Annotated in this window: 12 protein-coding genes and 3 pseudogenes; 7 read left to right on the forward strand and 8 right to left on the reverse strand. The window is 68.4% G+C overall.

Annotation, left to right across the window (positions count from 1 at the left end; genetic code table 11):
* Positions 1 to 171: 171 nt before the first annotated feature.
* The 3 genes from ACY0PA_RS35395 to ACY0PA_RS35405 all read left to right on the forward strand — a co-directional run bounded on the left by ACY0PA_RS35395 (position 172) and on the right by ACY0PA_RS35405 (position 3,812).
* On the forward strand, positions 172 to 1,749 hold the full coding sequence (locus tag ACY0PA_RS35395) for a tyrosine-type recombinase/integrase (protein WP_473081500.1): 1,578 nt from the start codon (positions 172 to 174) through the stop codon (positions 1,747 to 1,749).
* Between the two features lie 120 nt (positions 1,750 to 1,869).
* Entirely contained in the window at positions 1,870 to 2,286 is a 417-nt protein-coding gene (locus ACY0PA_RS35400; protein ID WP_473081501.1) for a hypothetical protein, read from the forward strand.
* A gap of 965 nt (positions 2,287 to 3,251) precedes the next feature.
* Positions 3,252 to 3,812 (forward strand): GNAT family N-acetyltransferase, encoded by a 561-nt coding sequence (locus ACY0PA_RS35405; protein ID WP_473081502.1) that lies wholly within the window; start codon positions 3,252 to 3,254, stop codon positions 3,810 to 3,812.
* A gap of 137 nt (positions 3,813 to 3,949) precedes the next feature.
* On the opposite strand, the pseudogene ACY0PA_RS35410 reads toward ACY0PA_RS35405, so the two are convergent.
* Positions 3,950 to 5,074 (reverse strand): annotated as a pseudogene (locus tag ACY0PA_RS35410) (integrase core domain-containing protein).
* A 121-nt stretch (positions 5,075 to 5,195) separates the two neighbouring features.
* Between ACY0PA_RS35410 and ACY0PA_RS35415 the strand changes: the two are divergent.
* Entirely contained in the window at positions 5,196 to 5,444 is a 249-nt protein-coding gene (locus ACY0PA_RS35415; RefSeq protein ID WP_473086533.1) for an FCD domain-containing protein, read from the forward strand.
* A 201-nt stretch (positions 5,445 to 5,645) separates the two neighbouring features.
* Here ACY0PA_RS35415 and ACY0PA_RS35420 read toward each other — a convergent pair whose 3' ends face one another.
* Positions 5,646 to 8,546, reverse strand: coding sequence for an alpha-mannosidase (locus ACY0PA_RS35420; protein WP_473081503.1), 2,901 nt, complete (start codon positions 8,544 to 8,546; stop codon positions 5,646 to 5,648).
* 86 nt (positions 8,547 to 8,632) lie between these two features.
* Between ACY0PA_RS35420 and ACY0PA_RS35425 the strand changes: the two genes are divergently transcribed.
* Positions 8,633 to 9,700: an integrase core domain-containing protein gene (locus ACY0PA_RS35425; protein WP_473081504.1), complete on the forward strand. Its 1,068-nt coding sequence runs from the start codon at positions 8,633 to 8,635 to the stop codon at positions 9,698 to 9,700.
* A gap of 113 nt (positions 9,701 to 9,813) precedes the next feature.
* Positions 9,814 to 9,909, forward strand: a pseudogene (locus ACY0PA_RS35430) (IS5/IS1182 family transposase); the annotation flags it as partial.
* A gap of 220 nt (positions 9,910 to 10,129) precedes the next feature.
* Here ACY0PA_RS35430 and ACY0PA_RS35435 read toward each other — a convergent pair.
* Genes ACY0PA_RS35435 through ACY0PA_RS35455 form a run of 5 tightly spaced genes read right to left on the reverse strand, consistent with a single transcriptional unit; the run spans position 10,130 to position 14,785 of the window.
* Positions 10,130 to 11,020, reverse strand: a complete 891-nt coding sequence (locus ACY0PA_RS35435) for an ABC transporter permease (RefSeq protein WP_473081505.1) — start codon at positions 11,018 to 11,020, stop codon at positions 10,130 to 10,132.
* Complete coding sequence (locus tag ACY0PA_RS35440) at positions 11,017 to 11,763, reverse strand: ABC transporter ATP-binding protein (RefSeq protein ID WP_473081506.1); 747 nt, start codon at positions 11,761 to 11,763, stop codon at positions 11,017 to 11,019. The genes ACY0PA_RS35435 and ACY0PA_RS35440 overlap by 4 nt, the downstream gene beginning before the upstream one ends.
* Position 11,764: 1 nt before the next feature.
* Positions 11,765 to 12,964, reverse strand: a complete 1,200-nt coding sequence (locus ACY0PA_RS35445; protein WP_473081507.1) for a substrate-binding domain-containing protein — start codon at positions 12,962 to 12,964, stop codon at positions 11,765 to 11,767.
* 26 nt (positions 12,965 to 12,990) lie between these two features.
* On the reverse strand, positions 12,991 to 13,698 hold the full coding sequence (locus ACY0PA_RS35450) for a flavin reductase family protein (RefSeq protein WP_473081508.1): 708 nt from the start codon (positions 13,696 to 13,698) through the stop codon (positions 12,991 to 12,993).
* A complete protein-coding gene (locus tag ACY0PA_RS35455; RefSeq protein WP_473081509.1) occupies positions 13,691 to 14,785 on the reverse strand; it encodes a DUF1989 domain-containing protein in 1,095 nt (364 codons plus the stop codon). Before ACY0PA_RS35455 ends, ACY0PA_RS35450 begins: the two co-directional genes overlap by 8 nt.
* Before the next feature lie 198 nt (positions 14,786 to 14,983).
* Here ACY0PA_RS35455 and ACY0PA_RS35460 point away from each other — a divergent pair, with 198 nt between their 5' ends.
* Complete coding sequence (locus ACY0PA_RS35460; RefSeq protein WP_473081510.1) at positions 14,984 to 15,676, forward strand: GntR family transcriptional regulator; 693 nt, start codon at positions 14,984 to 14,986, stop codon at positions 15,674 to 15,676.
* 190 nt (positions 15,677 to 15,866) lie between these two features.
* On the opposite strand, the pseudogene ACY0PA_RS35465 reads toward ACY0PA_RS35460, so the two are convergent.
* Positions 15,867 to 16,312: pseudogene (locus ACY0PA_RS35465) on the reverse strand (integrase); the annotation flags it as partial.
* Positions 16,313 to 16,344 lie beyond the last annotated feature (32 nt).

A 16,344-nucleotide genomic window follows, 5' to 3' on the forward strand; every position in this document is an offset into this window, starting at 1 on the left:
GTAGCCGATGGAGCGTCGATGGTCCAGCGCCCGATGGCGCACATAACCGGGCACCCAACGTCGGGAGCGTCCGCATGTGGTGCACATGCAGACGCTCCCGGGCGCCCATCACACCTCAACCCTGGTGCGGCTACGTGCCGCTGGGGCTGAACGAGCAGTCAGGAGAATCCGATGGCCTGGGTCGAACGCCGTGGCAACCGCTATCGAGTGCGCTACTGGACACCGGACGGCCGTGCCGAAACCGCCGGGGTGTTCCCCACACATGACGCCGCCACCGAGCACGCCACGACCCTCGCCCCGGTGCCCCGAACCATCACCCCAGCGCCTGTCGCGCTGCCTGTCGCTCCGACGGTTGCAGAGGGGGCCGTACCCGGGGACTTCGGGGCCGTCCGATCCGATATTGCCAATCCGCTGGCCTACGCGGTTCTGCAGGTGCTCCAGCCGACGCAGCAGGCCCACGGTGCGCATACACCCGCCTCGTGGCCGCCGCAGATGCCCGTCCACAGTGTCGGCATCGCAGCCCACCCGAGCGACGCCGGCAATCCCACCCTGGAGCAGGGGAGCGCACCGACGGCCGCAGTAGTCAACATCCCACCGCGCGCCCTGCCACCCCACCCCGAGCTTGCTCGGACCACACGCGCCAGCCATCGGGATCTGTCACCGCTCGCCCTGCAGCGTCCCGCCGTCGCCCGCATCTCGCCAGCACCGCCGCTCACCGCGACGGCGGTGCTACCTGCGCGAACACCGTTCGAGCCAGTCGAGACACTGCTCACGGACTGGGTTCACCGTTGGTGGCTCACCATCGACGTCGGCCCCAACACCGCCTCCCACTACCGCAGCCTCCTCAAGAACCACATCCTGCCCCGCTGGGGATCCCTCCCCCTGCACCTCATCGCCCCCAGCGACGTCACCGTGTGGCTCAAGTCGCTCCAGCAGCGCTACGCCCGCTGCACCACCACTTCGATCGGCAAACTCCTCGCCCTGGTCATGGCCGCTGCCGTCACCGAACGCCTCATCCCTGACAACCCCGTCCGCATCCCCCGCCAGCGCGGCCGCGAACGCCAGGGAGAGGACCAACTATGGGCCACCGAACACGATGTCATTGCCCTGGCCCGACGTGTCACCCACCTCGCCGGCCCCACCCAGGGCCTCCTCGTGATCACCGCCGCCTACACCGGCATGCGCTGGGGCGAACTCGCCTCCCTGCGCCGCCCCGCCCACGACCCCCAGGCCGCGACGCTGACCATCCACCCCGACACCGGCAACCTCCTCGAAGTCGACGGCCGACACGGCTACGGCCCGCCCAAAACCGCGGCCTCCGTCCGCACCGTCACCCTCCCGCCCTTCCTCAACGCCCTCCTCCAGCAAGACCTCGCCCGCCACGACCGCGAACACCTCTTCACCAGCACCAAGGGCAAACTCCTGCGCCGCTCCACATTCGCCCGCCGAATCTGGGCACCAGCCTCCCGCGGCACCACCCTGCCCGACGGCACCACCTGGCCCGCGCTCAAACCCGGCCTCACCTTCCACAACCTCCGCCACACCCACAAAACCTGGCTCATCGAGGACAACATCCCCGAAGTCGCCCAGGCCCGCCGCCTCGGCCACACCCTCAAAGGCATCGCCGACGTCTACGCCCACGTAGCCGACAGCGTCGACGCCCGCCTCCTTGCCGCTCTGGAAGCCCGCTGGCAACGCTCCCTCACCCACCACGCCTTGGCGCCCGTCGCGGCTGCCCAGGACACATGACAATGAACCAGGGGTGATCGGGCCCGAGGAGTGGGCCACCGGTTCGGATGACGCCACGCACTTGACGCAGTCATATCTATCCCTCGCCGGAGTGATCATCGTCGAGGAGGCCGTTTCCACATGATCGGCATGTGGGTTAGGGCGATCATGCGAAATGTGATCAAGGCCGGTCTGACGGCCGCTTCCATTGTCTTGCTGCTCGCTCCCGTCTCCTCGGCGTCAGTGCCGATGAGTGGGGACGACACCGACGGGTCGGTTTCCATCTATGTCGAGGGGAAAGGACTGCACGTTGACCGTATTACTGTGTCGTCCGACAAGCAGCGCAACGGTGAGAAGTTCCGCGTGTACAAGCACACGGGCAGCTCGGCCAGCAGCTCTAACGTCACCCGCTGGAAGCTGGCCAAGTTCACCAGCGCCGGCATGACGAAGTTCGCCTCGGCCTCGTGGAAGATCAACCGGAAGTTCCCGAACGGGACGTGGCTGTGCGCTGTGGCCACCAAGTCGTCGGGGAACCCCTGTATCAAGGTGCACCGCTGACCGGTGCGGCCGCTCGCGGACGGGTATGAACCAGGCGGCCCGGGCGGATGTGATCCGCCCGGGCCGCCTGATACATGGACGGCGTCGTCCTGCGCTCGAAACCAGCCGAGTTTGGGCTCGCCAAAACGGGGATCAAAACCTGCCGCGAACATGACCACGCCCGGCTGCGGTCATATGTTCTCGACCCCGTGTTCTTCACAGTGCGATGTCACGAGAGGCGGGCCCTCTTCGCAGGCGTCGGGAACGGCGTCGGCGGAGACGGTTGTGTCCGCGCCCGTGGCGGCGAAGCCGGCGAGTATACGGGTGGTGGGGCATGCCGGTGGGGGCGTGTATGACGTGATGCTGAGGTACTACAAGAGCGGCTCTGCGCGTGTCGTGGAATCGGTCTTTGCCGGCAAGAACACGCGCAACAAGGCCGCGGTAGCTGCACGGTGGGTTTGTACACTGCGCCTGGCACGCGGATGCGTGTGGGGGCCGGCTGGCGTAAGCCGAGCGGCCGCTGGAGCGGGGACACCTGGCGAGGAGTGAAGCTGGGGTGCCAAGGGTCACAACGGTCCAAAGATCCCGGCGCACTCGCGACTGTGCACGCAGTTCAAGGGCTCTTCCACCCTGGCGTGCGTCAAGATGAATGACGCACCTGTTCGCCTCGAGGCGCGTGGGTGTAGGCCGACCTTGTCTGCCTACGCCCCGCGCTGCGCCGAGTCGCTGTGATCCTTCGCAGACCCACTCCATATCGGGTCATCTCGATAGGCGGGTGGTTCGTCGCACCGCCCAGCTGGTGGCACGCACGGTGCGGTGCGGCGATGCGGGTGTTTGTACGCGCTTCTTTGGGCACCAGCGCACCAGCGTTTCGTGGCTCCACTGACGTACCAAATTGATCTGGCCCGACCGGTATGACAGGGCAATTCATGCAGAGTTCCGGAGGGTCTGTGCACCGTGTCATCCGCATGATCAAATAGGGGGGGATGACTTCGTTCTGGACTGGTAAGCGGGTATGTCTGCGCGGTATCGAGCCCGAAGATTGGTCGGCGTTCATGGGCTTCGCCGTCGACGAGGAGCGGCTGGGAGACCTGCTGAACCCGCCCCGGTCTGCCGAGGGGTTCCGCGCCTGGGCGAATGAGCAGGCCGTCGCGAAGTCCGAGGGCGACTGCTTCGGGTTGGCCATCGAAGCCGTGGACACCGGGCAGATCGTCGGGGCTGTCAGCACGCGCCACGCAGATCCACATGCGGGACGGTTCGAGTACGGCGTCACGATGGGTGCTGGACACCGGCGCAAGGGCTACGCGGCAGAGGCTGTGGGGATGCTGCTGCGCTTTATGTTCGCAGAGCGGCGATACCACAAGTGCGAAGCGCGGATCTTCGCGCACAACGAGGCATCGTTGGCACTGCATCGTCGGCTCGGCTTCGCCGAGGAAGGCCGCCTGCGCGATCACATGTTCTTTGCTGGCCGTCACCATGATCTCGTCGTGATGGGCATACTCGCCGACGAGTTCGCGCAGATGCACTCGATCAGCGAGCTCGCGTGAGCGCTCCGCTCCTCCGCTCCTTGGGCCGCGGAACCACCCGATCGAAGTGGAGCCAAAACATCTTGGAACAAGGGGCGCACGAGGCAAGACGCACGCCCCCTACGACCCTGCGGGTGCCGATTAATCATCCGGCCTGCTCAGGCGGTATGTTGGTACTCGTGGAGGGTTCCGCCGAGTCGGTCTCGTCGGCGGACCTTCAGGTGCGTGATGTGCGCTGGTGCGTTGATCGGTTCGGGTGGTGGGCGAAGGGGCGCGGCTTGCTTCAGCGTTCGGTGCGGTCGATGCCAGTTGTAGAAGGATTCGAACTCGCGCAGCGCATCCAGAAGGTGGTTCTGGTTCCAGATCAAAGTGCGGTCCAGGTGCTCACGTCGGCAGGTCTGTATCCAGCGCTCCATGAGGGAGTTCATTCGCGGTATCTGGATGCCGGTGGTGACGACCTTCACCCCGGCGTCGGCCAGCAAGGCGTCGAAGGCGGTGGTGAACTTCGAGTCTCGGTCGCGGATCAGGAAGCTGGCACTGCTGCCTGCCTCCTCCAGGTTCATGAGGAGATTGCGGCCGAGCTGCACGATCCAGTCCGCAGTCGGGTGTGCGGTGGCGCCGAGGATCCGGACGCGCCGGGTGGAGTGCTCGATGACGGCGAACACGTACAGGCGTGCCCCGGTCAGGGTGCGGGTCTGGAAGAGATCGCAGGCGAGTAGTGCGGCGGCCTGGCTGCGCAGGAAGTCGGCCCAGGTCGTGCTCTGCCGTTCGGGGGCGGGTGGGATGCCGTGCTCGCGGAGGATCTCCCAATCGGTGGAGGCGGCGACCTTGATGCCGAGGGCTGCGAGCTCGCCGTGGATCCGGCGATATCCCCACGAGCTGTTCTCGCGGGCCAGGCGCAGCACCAGGGCGCGGATCGAGGGGACGGTGGGCGGGCGCCCACGACGCTTGGGCAGGCAGGCAGGCAGGCAGGCAGGCAGGCAGGCAGGCAGGTCGCGGCGTGGCGTCGCTTGAGCAGGTTGCGGTGCCTGTGCAGAAGTGTGTTCGGGGTGTACCAGCAGCAGGAGGTGCCGCAGCTTGTTGGTGGGGAGGTGGTGGAGCAGGCCGGCGAGGACAGCGCGGTCGGTGTCGGTGAGCGTGGGCTTGCCGGCTTGGCGTTGCACGACTAGTAGTTGGTGACGCAGTGCGAGGATCTCGATGTCTTTGTCTCGGTCACTCATCGGCAGCAGGCGCAGGAGCGCGAAGGTGTTGGTAGCGGCGAGGTAGGCCAGGCGCAGCAGCACGACAGATCATGATGCCGCCCGTTGCTGTCCACGTGAAGACAGCGGGGCGATCGGCGGGCACAGCCAGAGAACGCTGATCAAGACCGTCACCTGGGCAGATGATTTATCGGCACCCGCAGAGATCGCCCGCGTCGCCGGTAACCCCGCACTGGAGCCACTGCTCACTGTCTTCCGGACGCGTTCGCGGCGTCACCAGATCTTCACCCTGCCCGAAGGGCCGGAGATCAAGCGGGTCAGCGACGCGAGGCACCGGGAGATCGCCGGGGCGATCACCCAGCGTGACCCGGTGGCGGTCGCAGCCGCGGCATCCGCGCACATCGCGCATTCCGAGAAGTGGGTGCGCCATCTCCTGGAACTGGAGCGGGACTGAGATGCCAGGCGCAGTAACCGTCATCTACGACATGGACGTACGCGGCATCCCCATCCTCTGCGTCGAGGTGTGACGTCCTCCCCCTGGAACGGATGACGGCGTGTGATGTCGACCGGGAAAGGTCGTGGTCCGAGAGACCCTGCCGGAGGGTGAGATCCGGCAGGGCCCCTCGGACGTGGTGCATGACCGAGGGGCCGGGGCTCACTCCGCCCGGCGCAGGCGCAGCGTCACGATCTCGAACGGGCGCAGCGACAACGGCACCTCGCCCCGGCCGTCGCCCTGCTGGAGCGTCAACGGCTGCTGGGGCAACGGCCGTTCGAGCAGGTCCGTCACCGTTACGTCCGCCGTCGCGAAGCCCGTGCGCAGCGATCCGTTCGCGCGACCGCCCAGGGACTCGTACACCCGGACCACGACGTCGCCCGAGCCGTCGTCCGCCAGCTTCACGGCCTCCACCGTCAGCCCCTCGCCGACCGTCGAGACGACGGGGGGTACCGGAGGCGCCGTGGCCGTGCGCAGCGGCAGGTTCAGGGCGTAGCCCTCCGCGACCGCGTCCGCCACCGTCGCGCCCGGCAGGAGCGCGTAGGTGAAGCGGTGCCGGCCCTGGTCGGCCTCGGGATCGGGCACGCGCGGGGCGCGGACCAGGCTGAGCCGGACCGTCGTCGTCGTGCCGCCGTCCTCGCGGGTGGTGCGTGTGACGTCGTGGCCGTACGTCGAGTCGTTGAGCACCGCGACGCCGTAGCCCGGCTCGCCGACATGTACCCAGCGATGGCCGTACACCTCGAACCGCGCCGATTCCCAGCTGGTGTTGGTGTGTGTGGGCCGCTGGACGTGGCCGAACTGGACCTCCGCCGAGCTGTGCGGCGCGCGCACGTCCAGCGGGAAGCCGGCCTTGAGAATCTTCTCCGCCTCGTGCCAGTCGATATCGGTGGCGAAGTCGACGCGGCGGCTGCCCGCGCGGACCGTGATGGTTTGCGTGATGCGCGAGCCCTTGCCGAAGGCGCGGGTGACACGGATCGACGCAAGGAGCGGGCCCTCGTCGACCACATCCACCGACTCGGCGTCGAGGAGGTCCGTGTAGCGGTTCTTGTAGTGCTTGTCGATGTCCCAGGCGTCCCAGTAGTTGGGCAGGTCGCTGTGAAGACGCAGCAGGTTGCCCGCCGCGTCCGGCGCGATCACCTCGCGGTCGGCCGCCAGGTCCCGCACAGAGGCGAGGGTGCCGTCCTCGGCGACCTCGACCCGTACGAGGCCGTTGTCGATGACCCTGCCCGTCACTGTCACGGGCAGCGAGTCCTGAGCCGAACCGCCCGACCCGCCCAGCGCCGCCGCCCCGCCCGCGGGTACCGCGACGTGGACCGCGGTGTTGCCGTCGGACAGCTTCTGCCCCTCGGCCGCCGCGCCTGCGGGCACGGCCACGACCTCCGCGCGGTCACGCGGGCCGGTGTTGAAGACCGCGGCGCCCGATGCGGTGCCGAGCGCCGCGAGCGCCCCGGCCGTCAGGGTGTCGACCTCCGCCGCGACCCGCGCGTACTCGGCCTCCGCCTCCCGGTGCACCCAGGCGATCGACGAGCCCGGCAGGATGTCGTGGAACTGGTGCAGCAGCACCGTCTTCCACAGCCGGTCGAGATCCTCGTGCGGGTACGTGTATCCGGGGGCGTGCAGCGCGGCCGTCGTCGCCCACAACTCGGCCTCGCGCAACAGGTGTTCACTGCGTCGGTTGCCCTGCTTGGTGCGGGCCTGCGAGGTGTACGTCGCCCGGTGCAGCTCCAGGTACAGCTCGCCGGACCACACCTGGTCCTTCGGGATCTCCTTGCGGGCCGCGGCGAAGAATGCGTCCGGGTGCTCGACCTTCACCTTCGCTGAGCCCTCCAGGTCGGCGAGGCGGCGGGCGCGCTCCATCATCTCGCGGGTGGGCCCGCCCCCGCCGTCGCCGTGCCCGAACGGGGCCAGGGAGCGTGAACCGACGCCCTTGTCCCGGTAGTTGCGTACCGCGTGCGCCATCTCCTGGCCGGAGAACTCCGCGTTGTACGTGTCCACCGGCGGGAAGTGGGTGAAGATCCGGGTGCCGTCCAGGCCCTCCCACCAGAACGAGTGGTGGGGCAGCTTGTTCGTCTGGTTCCAGGAGAGCTTCTGCGTGAGGAACCAGTCGTTGCCCGCGAGCTTCGCCAGCTGTGGATACGCGGCGTTGTAGCCGAAGGAGTCGGGCAGCCACACGCCCTTCGTCTCGATGCCGAAGTGCTCGATGAAGAACCGTTTGCCGTGGATGAGCTGGCGGGCGAGGGCCTCGCCGCCGGGCAGGTTGCCGTCGGCCTCCACCCACATGCCGCCGACCGGTGCCCACTGCCCGGCCCGCACGGCCTCCTGGATGCGCGTCCACACATGCGGGTAGTGCTCGCGCACCCACGCGTACTGCTGGGCCTGGGAGCAGGCGAAGACGAACTCGTCGTACTCCTTGGCGAGCGCCGTGACGTTGGAGAAGGTGCGGCTCGTCTTGCGCTTGGTCTCGCGGATCGGCCAGAGCCACGCCGAGTCGATGTGTGCGTGCCCGGCCGCCGACAGGACGTGCGCGCTGGCGTGGGCGGGCTTGGCGAGGGCGGGGCGGAGCACGGCGCGGGCGTCGGCCGCCGTGCCGCTGATGTCGTCCAGGTCCAGGGCGTCGAGGGACCGGTCGAGCGCTACCATGATCTCGTGGCGGCGCGGGTCGGACTCGGCGAGCTCCCGCATCAGTTCGTGCAGCACCTGCACGTCGAGCGAGAGGTGGAAGACCTCTTCGTCGAGGATCGCCAGGTCCGCGCTCTTGAAGGTGTAGAGCGGCTTGTCGCCGGCCGTGAGGACGTCGCCGAGCGGAGTGGGGGCGGCGAAGTCGCCGGCGAGGATGTCCGGGTTGGAGGCTGCCTCCACCAGGTAGTGGATCTCCTCGCCGCCCGTCGCCGGGTTCGCGACCGGGACGTACTGGTTCTGCGGGTTGACCGCCTTCAAGGGCGCGCCGTCGGGCAGGTGGACCAGGGCCTCGGCCTGGTTGCCGGGCCAGTCGCCGACGAAGCCGAGGTCGATGACGGTCTCCACGCGGCGACCCGCCCACTCCCGTGGGACGCGCCCGCGCATACGGAACCTGTGGGGTTTCAGAAGTCGGCCTGGCTCTATGACCAGTAGCGATGGGTGGAACAGTACCTTCAGGGAATGATCTCGGCGTGTCGCTACGTTTGCTCTATCTGATCTTCAGCCGACTGCTCGGCTGGTTCGCATTGCTCGCCCGTTCCTCCGCGTCCAAGGACATCGAGCTGCTGGTCCTGCGCCACGAGGTCGCGGTGCTGCGCCGCACGAACCCCAAGCCGCGCTTTACCTGGACTGACCGCGCCTACCTCGCCGCCCTGATCCGACAGCTACCCAGGGTGCTGCGACAACACCGCCTGGTCACGCCCGACACGATTCTGCGGTGGCACCGCCGACTGGTGACGAAGAAATGGACCTACGCGAACCGGACCGGCCGACCTCCGATCGACCAGGCGATCGCCGCGCTCATCGAACAACTCGCCCTGGAAAACACCGCGTGGGGATACCAGCGTATCCAGGGTGAACTTCTCAAGCTCGGCCACCGCGTCGCTGCTTCGACCATCCGTAGAGTTCTCAAGCGCTTGAAGATACCCCCGGCACCCGAACGATGCACCGACACCACATGGCGGCAGTTTCTCCGCGCCCAGGCCCAGGCCATGCTCGCCGTCGACTTCTTTCACATCGACTGCGCGGTTACCCTGCGGCGGCTGTACGTGTTCTTCGCAATGGAGGTCGGCACCAGGTACGTGCATATCCTCGGCGTGACCAGCCATCCGGACGGACCCTGGACCACGCAGCAGGCCCGCAGTCTCCTGATGAAACTCGACCACCGAGCATCCGAGTTCACCTTCCTCGTGCGCGACCGGGCCGGCCAGTTCAGCAGGTCGTTCGACGCGGTCCTCGCCAGCCAGGACATCCAAGTCGTGAAGATCCCTCCGCGCTGTCCGCAAGCGAATGCGTACGCGGAGCGGTTCGTGCACACGGTCCGCTCGGAGGTCACCGACCGGATGCTCATCTTCGGTCAGCGCCACCTGCGCACTGTGCTGGACGAGTACGCCCAGCACTACAACGGGCGAAGACCGCATCGCGGACAACAGCTGCACCCGCCGCGGCCCGACCACCCCACCGCCGACCTCACCCACGAGAGGATCAAGCGCCGTCCAGTCCTCGGCGGACTCATCAACGAGTACGAAAGGGCAGCCTAGATCTGCAGGTCAGCACGATGCCCCTGTTCTGGAACCCCACAGGGGCCGGACTGCGTGGTACGGCGGTCGCGAGTGGGGGCTGAGCCGTGGTGATGCGCACTCCGCTGGTGGTCCGGCCCGGTGACCGGGTCCGGTTCGACGCCACGTCCGGCTGCACCTGGCGGCAGCTGCCGCCAGGCTTTGGCGCTACCTGGAGTACGGGGCGGCGGTACATGCTTCGCTAGACGCATGGAAGTCGTTGCCACGAGCGTCATAGCCGTGTTCGGAACGCTGCTTGGCTCAGCGGTGACCTACCTGTTTCAGCGGCGCACCGTGCTGACGCGTGCGCACAGCGGACGGACCTGCCCCTTCGGCCGAACGCGGGCCCCGCCAGGACCGAAAGCGCGGGTTCGGCCGGTGGAACGGCCACTCGGCCGAACAGGGCGGGGCTCACCGCGTCGCGTCGTACCAGTGCCCCACGCACTTGCGGGTCAGCCGACCGAAGGCGGTGAAGACGGCGACGCCGAGCAGGGATGCCACCAGGACCGCGGCAAAGAGTTCCGGGGACTGGGCGCGGGCCTGGTAGCGGCTGATGAGGGCGCCGATGCCGGGCTCGCCCTGGCGGAAGAAGAAGTCGGCGACGATCGCGCCGACCACCGCGAGGCCCGCCGAGATGAGCAGGCCCGCGAAGATGGCCGGCAGTGCGGCGCGGAGTTCGAGCTGGGTGAGCACCACCCAGCGGGATGCGCGCTGCAGGGCGAACAGTTCACGCTGGGCGCGCTCCACCGACCGTAGACCGAACAGGGTGTTGGAGACCATTGGGAACAGCGCGATCAGGACGCAGACGACGGTGCGGGCGAAGAAGTCGAAGCCGAACCAGAAGCCGACCAGCGGCACGAGGGCCAGCACCGGGATGCACTGCAGCATGACTGCGTACGGGAAGAGCGAGCGCTCCACCCAAGGGGCGTGGTTCATCGCGATGGCCCACAGCACGCCGATGACCGCCGCGACGGCGAGTCCGGTGAATGCCACCTGCGCCGTGCTCCACAGCCCGTCCCCGATCTCGCCGCGTACGGCGGCGTCGAAGAGGGCGTCGGTGACGACCTTGTGCGGGGCGGGCATCAGGAAGCGTCGGGCGGGATCGAGGACGGCGTACGTGATGAGGTACCAGACGCCGATGAGCACGGCGGCGACGAGGATCGGGGGGCCTGCGGAGCGGAGCGGGGCGCGTTTGGCTCCGCGGCGGGGCGTCGTCTGCGCCGCCGACTGGACGGCTGTCCTCGCAGTGCTCTGTGTGGACTTCTCGGTGGGCTTCTCGGTGGACTCCCGGGCGATGCTCATGCCGCGTATCCCTCCCTCAGTGCGCTGCTGATGCGCTGCGACAGCGCCCCGAATGCGGGCGTGAAGCGCAGTTCTGGCTCCCGTTCGACACCGAACGGCACGTCAACGGTGTCGATCACCCGGCCGGGGCGTCCCGACATGACGATCACCCGCGTCGAGAGGTAGAGCGCCTCGGTAACGGAATGGGTGACGAACACTCCGGCGAACCGCAGGTCTGCGAAGAGGCGCCGCACCTCCTCGCCGAGGCGCTGGCGGGTCAACTCGTCGAGGGCGCCGAAGGGTTCGTCGAAGAGGAATAGGTCCGGTTCGAGGGTGAGGGAGCGGGCGAGCGAGGCCCGCATGCGCATGCCGCCGGACAACTGGTGCGGCAGATGGTCCTCGAATCCGGCGAGCCCGACCGTGGCCAGGGCCGTGCGGGCCCGTTCGCGGCGCGCGGCCTTGGCCGCCCCGGCGAGCCGCGGGAAGAGCGCCACGTTGTCGAGCACGCTCAGCCAGGGCAGGAGAGTGGCCTCCTGGAAGACGTAGCCCACGCGCTGCGCGTCGATGAGCGCCTCGCCCTCGGTGGCCTCGCCGAGCCCGGCGGCGATGCGCAGGAGGGTCGACTTTCCGCAGCCGGAGGGGCCGACCACGGCGACGAACTCGCCGCGACCCACCTGGAGATCGACGGATTCGAGCGCGGTGGTGCCACCGGGGTAGGTGAGGGAGACGTCGCGGAAGTCCAGCATGAGATCGGACATCGTCATGTCACCCCTTGCCGTTCTCGTGGAGGCCGATCGACGGGTCGAGGAACGCGTTGGTCGCCACGTCCGCCGACTTGAGGTCGGGCGCGGGTGCGGTGTGGTTGCGGGTGAGGATGGGCTTGGTGATGTCCAGGATCTTCTGCACCCTGGCCCGGTCGAAGTCGCCGAGGGTGCGATTGCCGCCATTGCTGACGATGCCCTCGGCAAGCTGCCGCTTCGCGGAGTCGGCGGCCTGCCCCTTCGTGTAGACCCAGCCGGTGTCGAAGGCGTTGACGGCCTTGACGATGAGCTTGTTCACCGGGGCGGGGTCGGCAAAGTAGTCAACTGTTGACTGCTGCACGACGGGAATCAACTTCTTGAGACACTTCGACGATGCGTCAACATCCTTGCTGCGTACGGACAGTGCCACCGCGTACAGCGGATATCCGGTGTCGTTGATCAACTGGTGGGCGACCGGCTTGTGCCACTCCTTGAGGTCGTGCTGGTACAGGTACGGCTCCACGGTCGCGAAGCCCTGCTGGGCGTCCTTGCCGCCGGACGCGAGGAAGGCGGCGGGTGAGCCGTCGTAGCTGGCGTCCACTTGGCCGCGGCGCAGGATGTGCTTGCCGAGCAGGTAGTCCATCCACGTCGCGCCGTCGAAGTAGCGCACCTTCGCGTTGGTCCTGCCGAGGTCCTTGATGGTCTTGACCTTGGGGTACGTCGCAGGGTCCCACATGATCATCCATGGGGCCTTGTCGAAGGTGGCGAAGACCTGGGTGACCGGCTTGTCCGCGGAGTTCTGTACGGCCTCGTCGGTGTTGACCCAGCCCAGGAGGATGTCAGGGTCGGTGTACATCTGCACCGGCACCGGCTGGTTGCCGATCGCGGGACCGCCGGCCCGGATCTCGACGTCGACGCCGGTGTACGCGCCGTGTGCGAAGAGCGGCCCGCGGACCTGTTTCGCAGAGGCGTCGACGACGGGGTGGGGGCCCAGCAGCCGGTAGAGGCCGCCCTGTTCGGCCTGCGGGTTCCAGTCGGTCTGGATGACGACCTTCTTGGGGCAGACGTCGGACAGATCGGTGGGGCCGACCGTGTACTTGGCCGCGCTGCCGAGGTCGTCGGACCTGGCGCCCGCGCCGGAACCGCAGGCGGTGGCGGACAGCAGCAGCGCGGTCGCGACACCTGCCGCGCGCAGAGCGGGGCGGGCTTTCGTCGTACGGAGCATCCTGGTGACTCCTTCGAAGGGGCGGGTCACAGCGAGTCGAGCTCGGTGCGGTGGGCGGGCGGGTCCGTGTTGCCGTCGTTGGTGGTGGTGCTCAGGGCGAAGCGGTCGCGGGTGGTCACGTAGAAGCTCGCGCCGAACCGGCCCACCGGGTGGTAGTCGGCGAGCCGCACATGCCAGCGCTCCGGGTCGATCAGGCCTTCGCGGGCCCACAGATGCTCGATGCGGCCGAAGTAGATCTCCCGGCTCGCGGTCTGCAGCCGCTCGTGGAGGGTGCACTCGAGGGCGACCGGCGCCTCGGCGATCCGCGGTGCCGCGACCTGGGCGCTGGGGACGGCGGTCAGGCCGACCTGCCGCACCTCGTCCACTTCGGGCGGATGAGCGAACCCGCAGTCGTGCATCTGCTGGGCGATTGCCTCGTCGACAAGGTGGACGACGAATTCGCCGGTCGCGTCAATATTGACCGCCGTGTCCTTGCGTGTACCACCTGTCCGCCGGTCAAGACTGATCATCACCAGCGGCGGATCCTCGCCGACCATGGCGAACATGCTGAACGGGGCCGCATTGACCACACCGTCCACACTGACGGTGGTGACGAACGCGATCGGACGCGGGACGATCAGGCCGGCCATCAGTTTGTAGCGCTCGTAGGCGCTCAACTCGCCCATCACCACATGCGTTTCACCTGTCGCACCGCCCACAGGGGGAACGTGCGGGTGCGTGACCTGCTCAGCCATGGCTGGCCACCCACCAGGACAGCAGCACGTCACGCAGCGCCGCCGCGTCGTCGTCGCCGTAAAGATCCCGGCGGCGTACGGACTCCAGAGCGGCCAGCTCCCCCTTGCCGAGCTCGACGGCGACCTCGGCCGTCCGCACCGGCGTGCGCGGGAAGTCCTGCACGTACGACGGATCGCGCTCGAGTCGGCGCTCGGTGCGGATGTGCGGCTGCCGGAACTGGCGGGGCGTGCGCTGGGTGTCGTACGCCAGGACCTCGGGCACCGCGTCGACCTCGGCGCGCGTGGCCGTGGACAGGACGGCGAGCACCGGCGCGAGCGTGTAATTGCTGGTGCTCATGATGTCGTTGCCGCAGATGTTGGGGATGGCGAGAACGTCCATCAGGGCGAGCAGTTCGACGTGGTCGCCGGGTGCGGTCTGCTGGCGGACGATCTCGGGCATGCCGTCGACGACCCGGGTCGCCATGAAGAGATTGAACGAGTCGTGCACGTCGTCGGGGGTGAGCCCGTACTCGCGCTGGGCCTCTGCCTGGATGTCGGCACAGTTGGTGTGCAGGGCGAAACCGTGCAGCGAGTCGTACATGTTGGCGCTGCACCGCGGGAACAGCGTGTCGTTCAGTCCCGCCGTGTCGGTGAGCAGATACAGCATGGCGCGCTCGCGCGGCGGCGCCGACCACAGGAAGTCGCCCTGGCTCGGGTGGAGTCCGTGCAGGGTGCGCGTGCGGCCCACGTGCAGGGCCTCGCGATAGTCGTGCAGGTTAAAGGCGTTGAGGTCGACGCACTGGTTGCCGTCCACCTGCTCGACGCGCAGGACGTGTCCGGCCGGCACCTCGATGGCCTGACCGGTGCCCGGGGCGATCTCCCAGCGAGCCACTTCCTTGCGCTCGGCCAGGGGCTGCTCGGCGAGCGCGTCGTACCAGCGCCAGGGGCGTCCGGTGGTCCGGGGATGCGGGCGCCTGCGGACCTCGGTGGCCGACTCGGTCAGCGCGAGGCGCACCACGTCACCACGGGAGGCGGCCTCTGCGGCGGCCACCGAGGCGTCGACCAGTTCGAGCTGCTGGTCGGTCAGGGTGAGCACGACGTGCGGCATCCGGGCTCCTTGCTGTACGGGAACCGGCCCTCCGCGAGCCCGTTCGGTATACGGAAAAGCTTGATTTCCGTATACGAGCAGTGGGTCGTTGCCCCCGAGTCACCTCGTGATTTCAGCCGTGTTGCCAGCTCAACTCGTCGTATCCGCCCGTGCGTTCCGTATACCGAGACCCACAAGTCCCGTGCTTACAATCCCCGCATGCACCCGACACCCGACCGACCCGCCCAGCGGGCCGAAGCTGCCTTCGTGAGCCTGCGGACCGCCATCGTCGAGGCCGCGTTGCCGCCCGGCACCAAGCTCCCCGAGGACGCCCTCGCCGCGCAGTACGGAGTCAGCAGGACCCTGGTGCGCGCGGTACTCGCCCGCCTGGTCGCGGCCGGGCTCGTCGACTCGGGCAAGGCGAAGTCCGCGATGGTCGCGAACCCGGACGCCGAGGACGCCAAGGCGGTCTTCGAGATGCGCCGCTGCCTGGAGCAGGAGGCGATCCGCCGCCTCGCGGCCCACTGGGACCACACCGCCGCGGCGACCCTGCGCGCCCATGTCCGCGCCGAACGGGCGGCGGCCGACCAGCGCGACCACCGCCTGTCCGGCAGGCTCGCCGCCGAATTCCACGTCAAATTGGGCGAGTTCAGCGGCAACCCGCTCCTGGAGCGCTACCTGACCGAGGTCGTCTGGCGCGGCTCGCTGATCCTCGCGATCCACGGCCATGCACACGACCAGCTGCAGTCCATCGCCGAACACGAGGAACTCATCGACCTGTTGGACGCGGCTCGTGCCGAGAAGGCGGGCCACCTGGTGGGCCGCCACATCGGCGCGGTCGAGGCACGGGCACTGCAACGCACACCGGAGGCGGCGCCACCGGACCTCGGCGCGATTCTGAGCCGGTACTGATCTGCGCCGCCACTGAGGCCGGGGGCGGAGGGGCGGCCTGCTCGGGGCGTCGCTCGCTACCGCGACGAACCGAACCCGCAGCCCACGGGAGTCCGGCCATACCGCTCTGCCGGACTCCCGTCCCCCCAACGCCCAAAGGCGATCGGAATCGGACCTGCCGCCGCCCCGCCATCAGCCCTAGGTGCATGGCCAGCGACTCGGCCCAGGTGGTGGCGGCCCGGTCTGGCGCGGGGTCGATGCCCTCGGGGGTGAGGATTTCCCAGACGGTGGAGGCGGCGACTTGGTTGCCGAGGGTGGCGAGTTCGTCGTGCACCCTGCGGTAGCCCCAGGACGGATTGGGCGGAGGGTCAGCACGCGGATTGAGCGGACCGTGGGCGGCCGGCCCGGACTTTTCGGCCGGCCTGTGCGGGCATGGCGCCGCTTGATCAGGTCGCGGTGCCGGCGCAGGACGGTGTCTGGCCGGACCAGTAACCGGAGTGGGCGCAGGACCTGACGGGGTAGGGGTGCCAGTAGAGCGGCAAGGAATGCCCGGTCTTCCGCAGTGAGTTTCACCCGGTCCGCGCCGAGCTGCCGCTCCAAGACGGGGAGTTGGTGGCGCAGGGCGAGGATCTGCGCGTCCTTGTCGCGGTCGCTCATCGGCAGGAGCCTGTGCCGTTCGGAAACTCGTC

The sequence above is a fragment of the Streptomyces sp. DS1-CR2 genome, assembly GCF_055760475.1.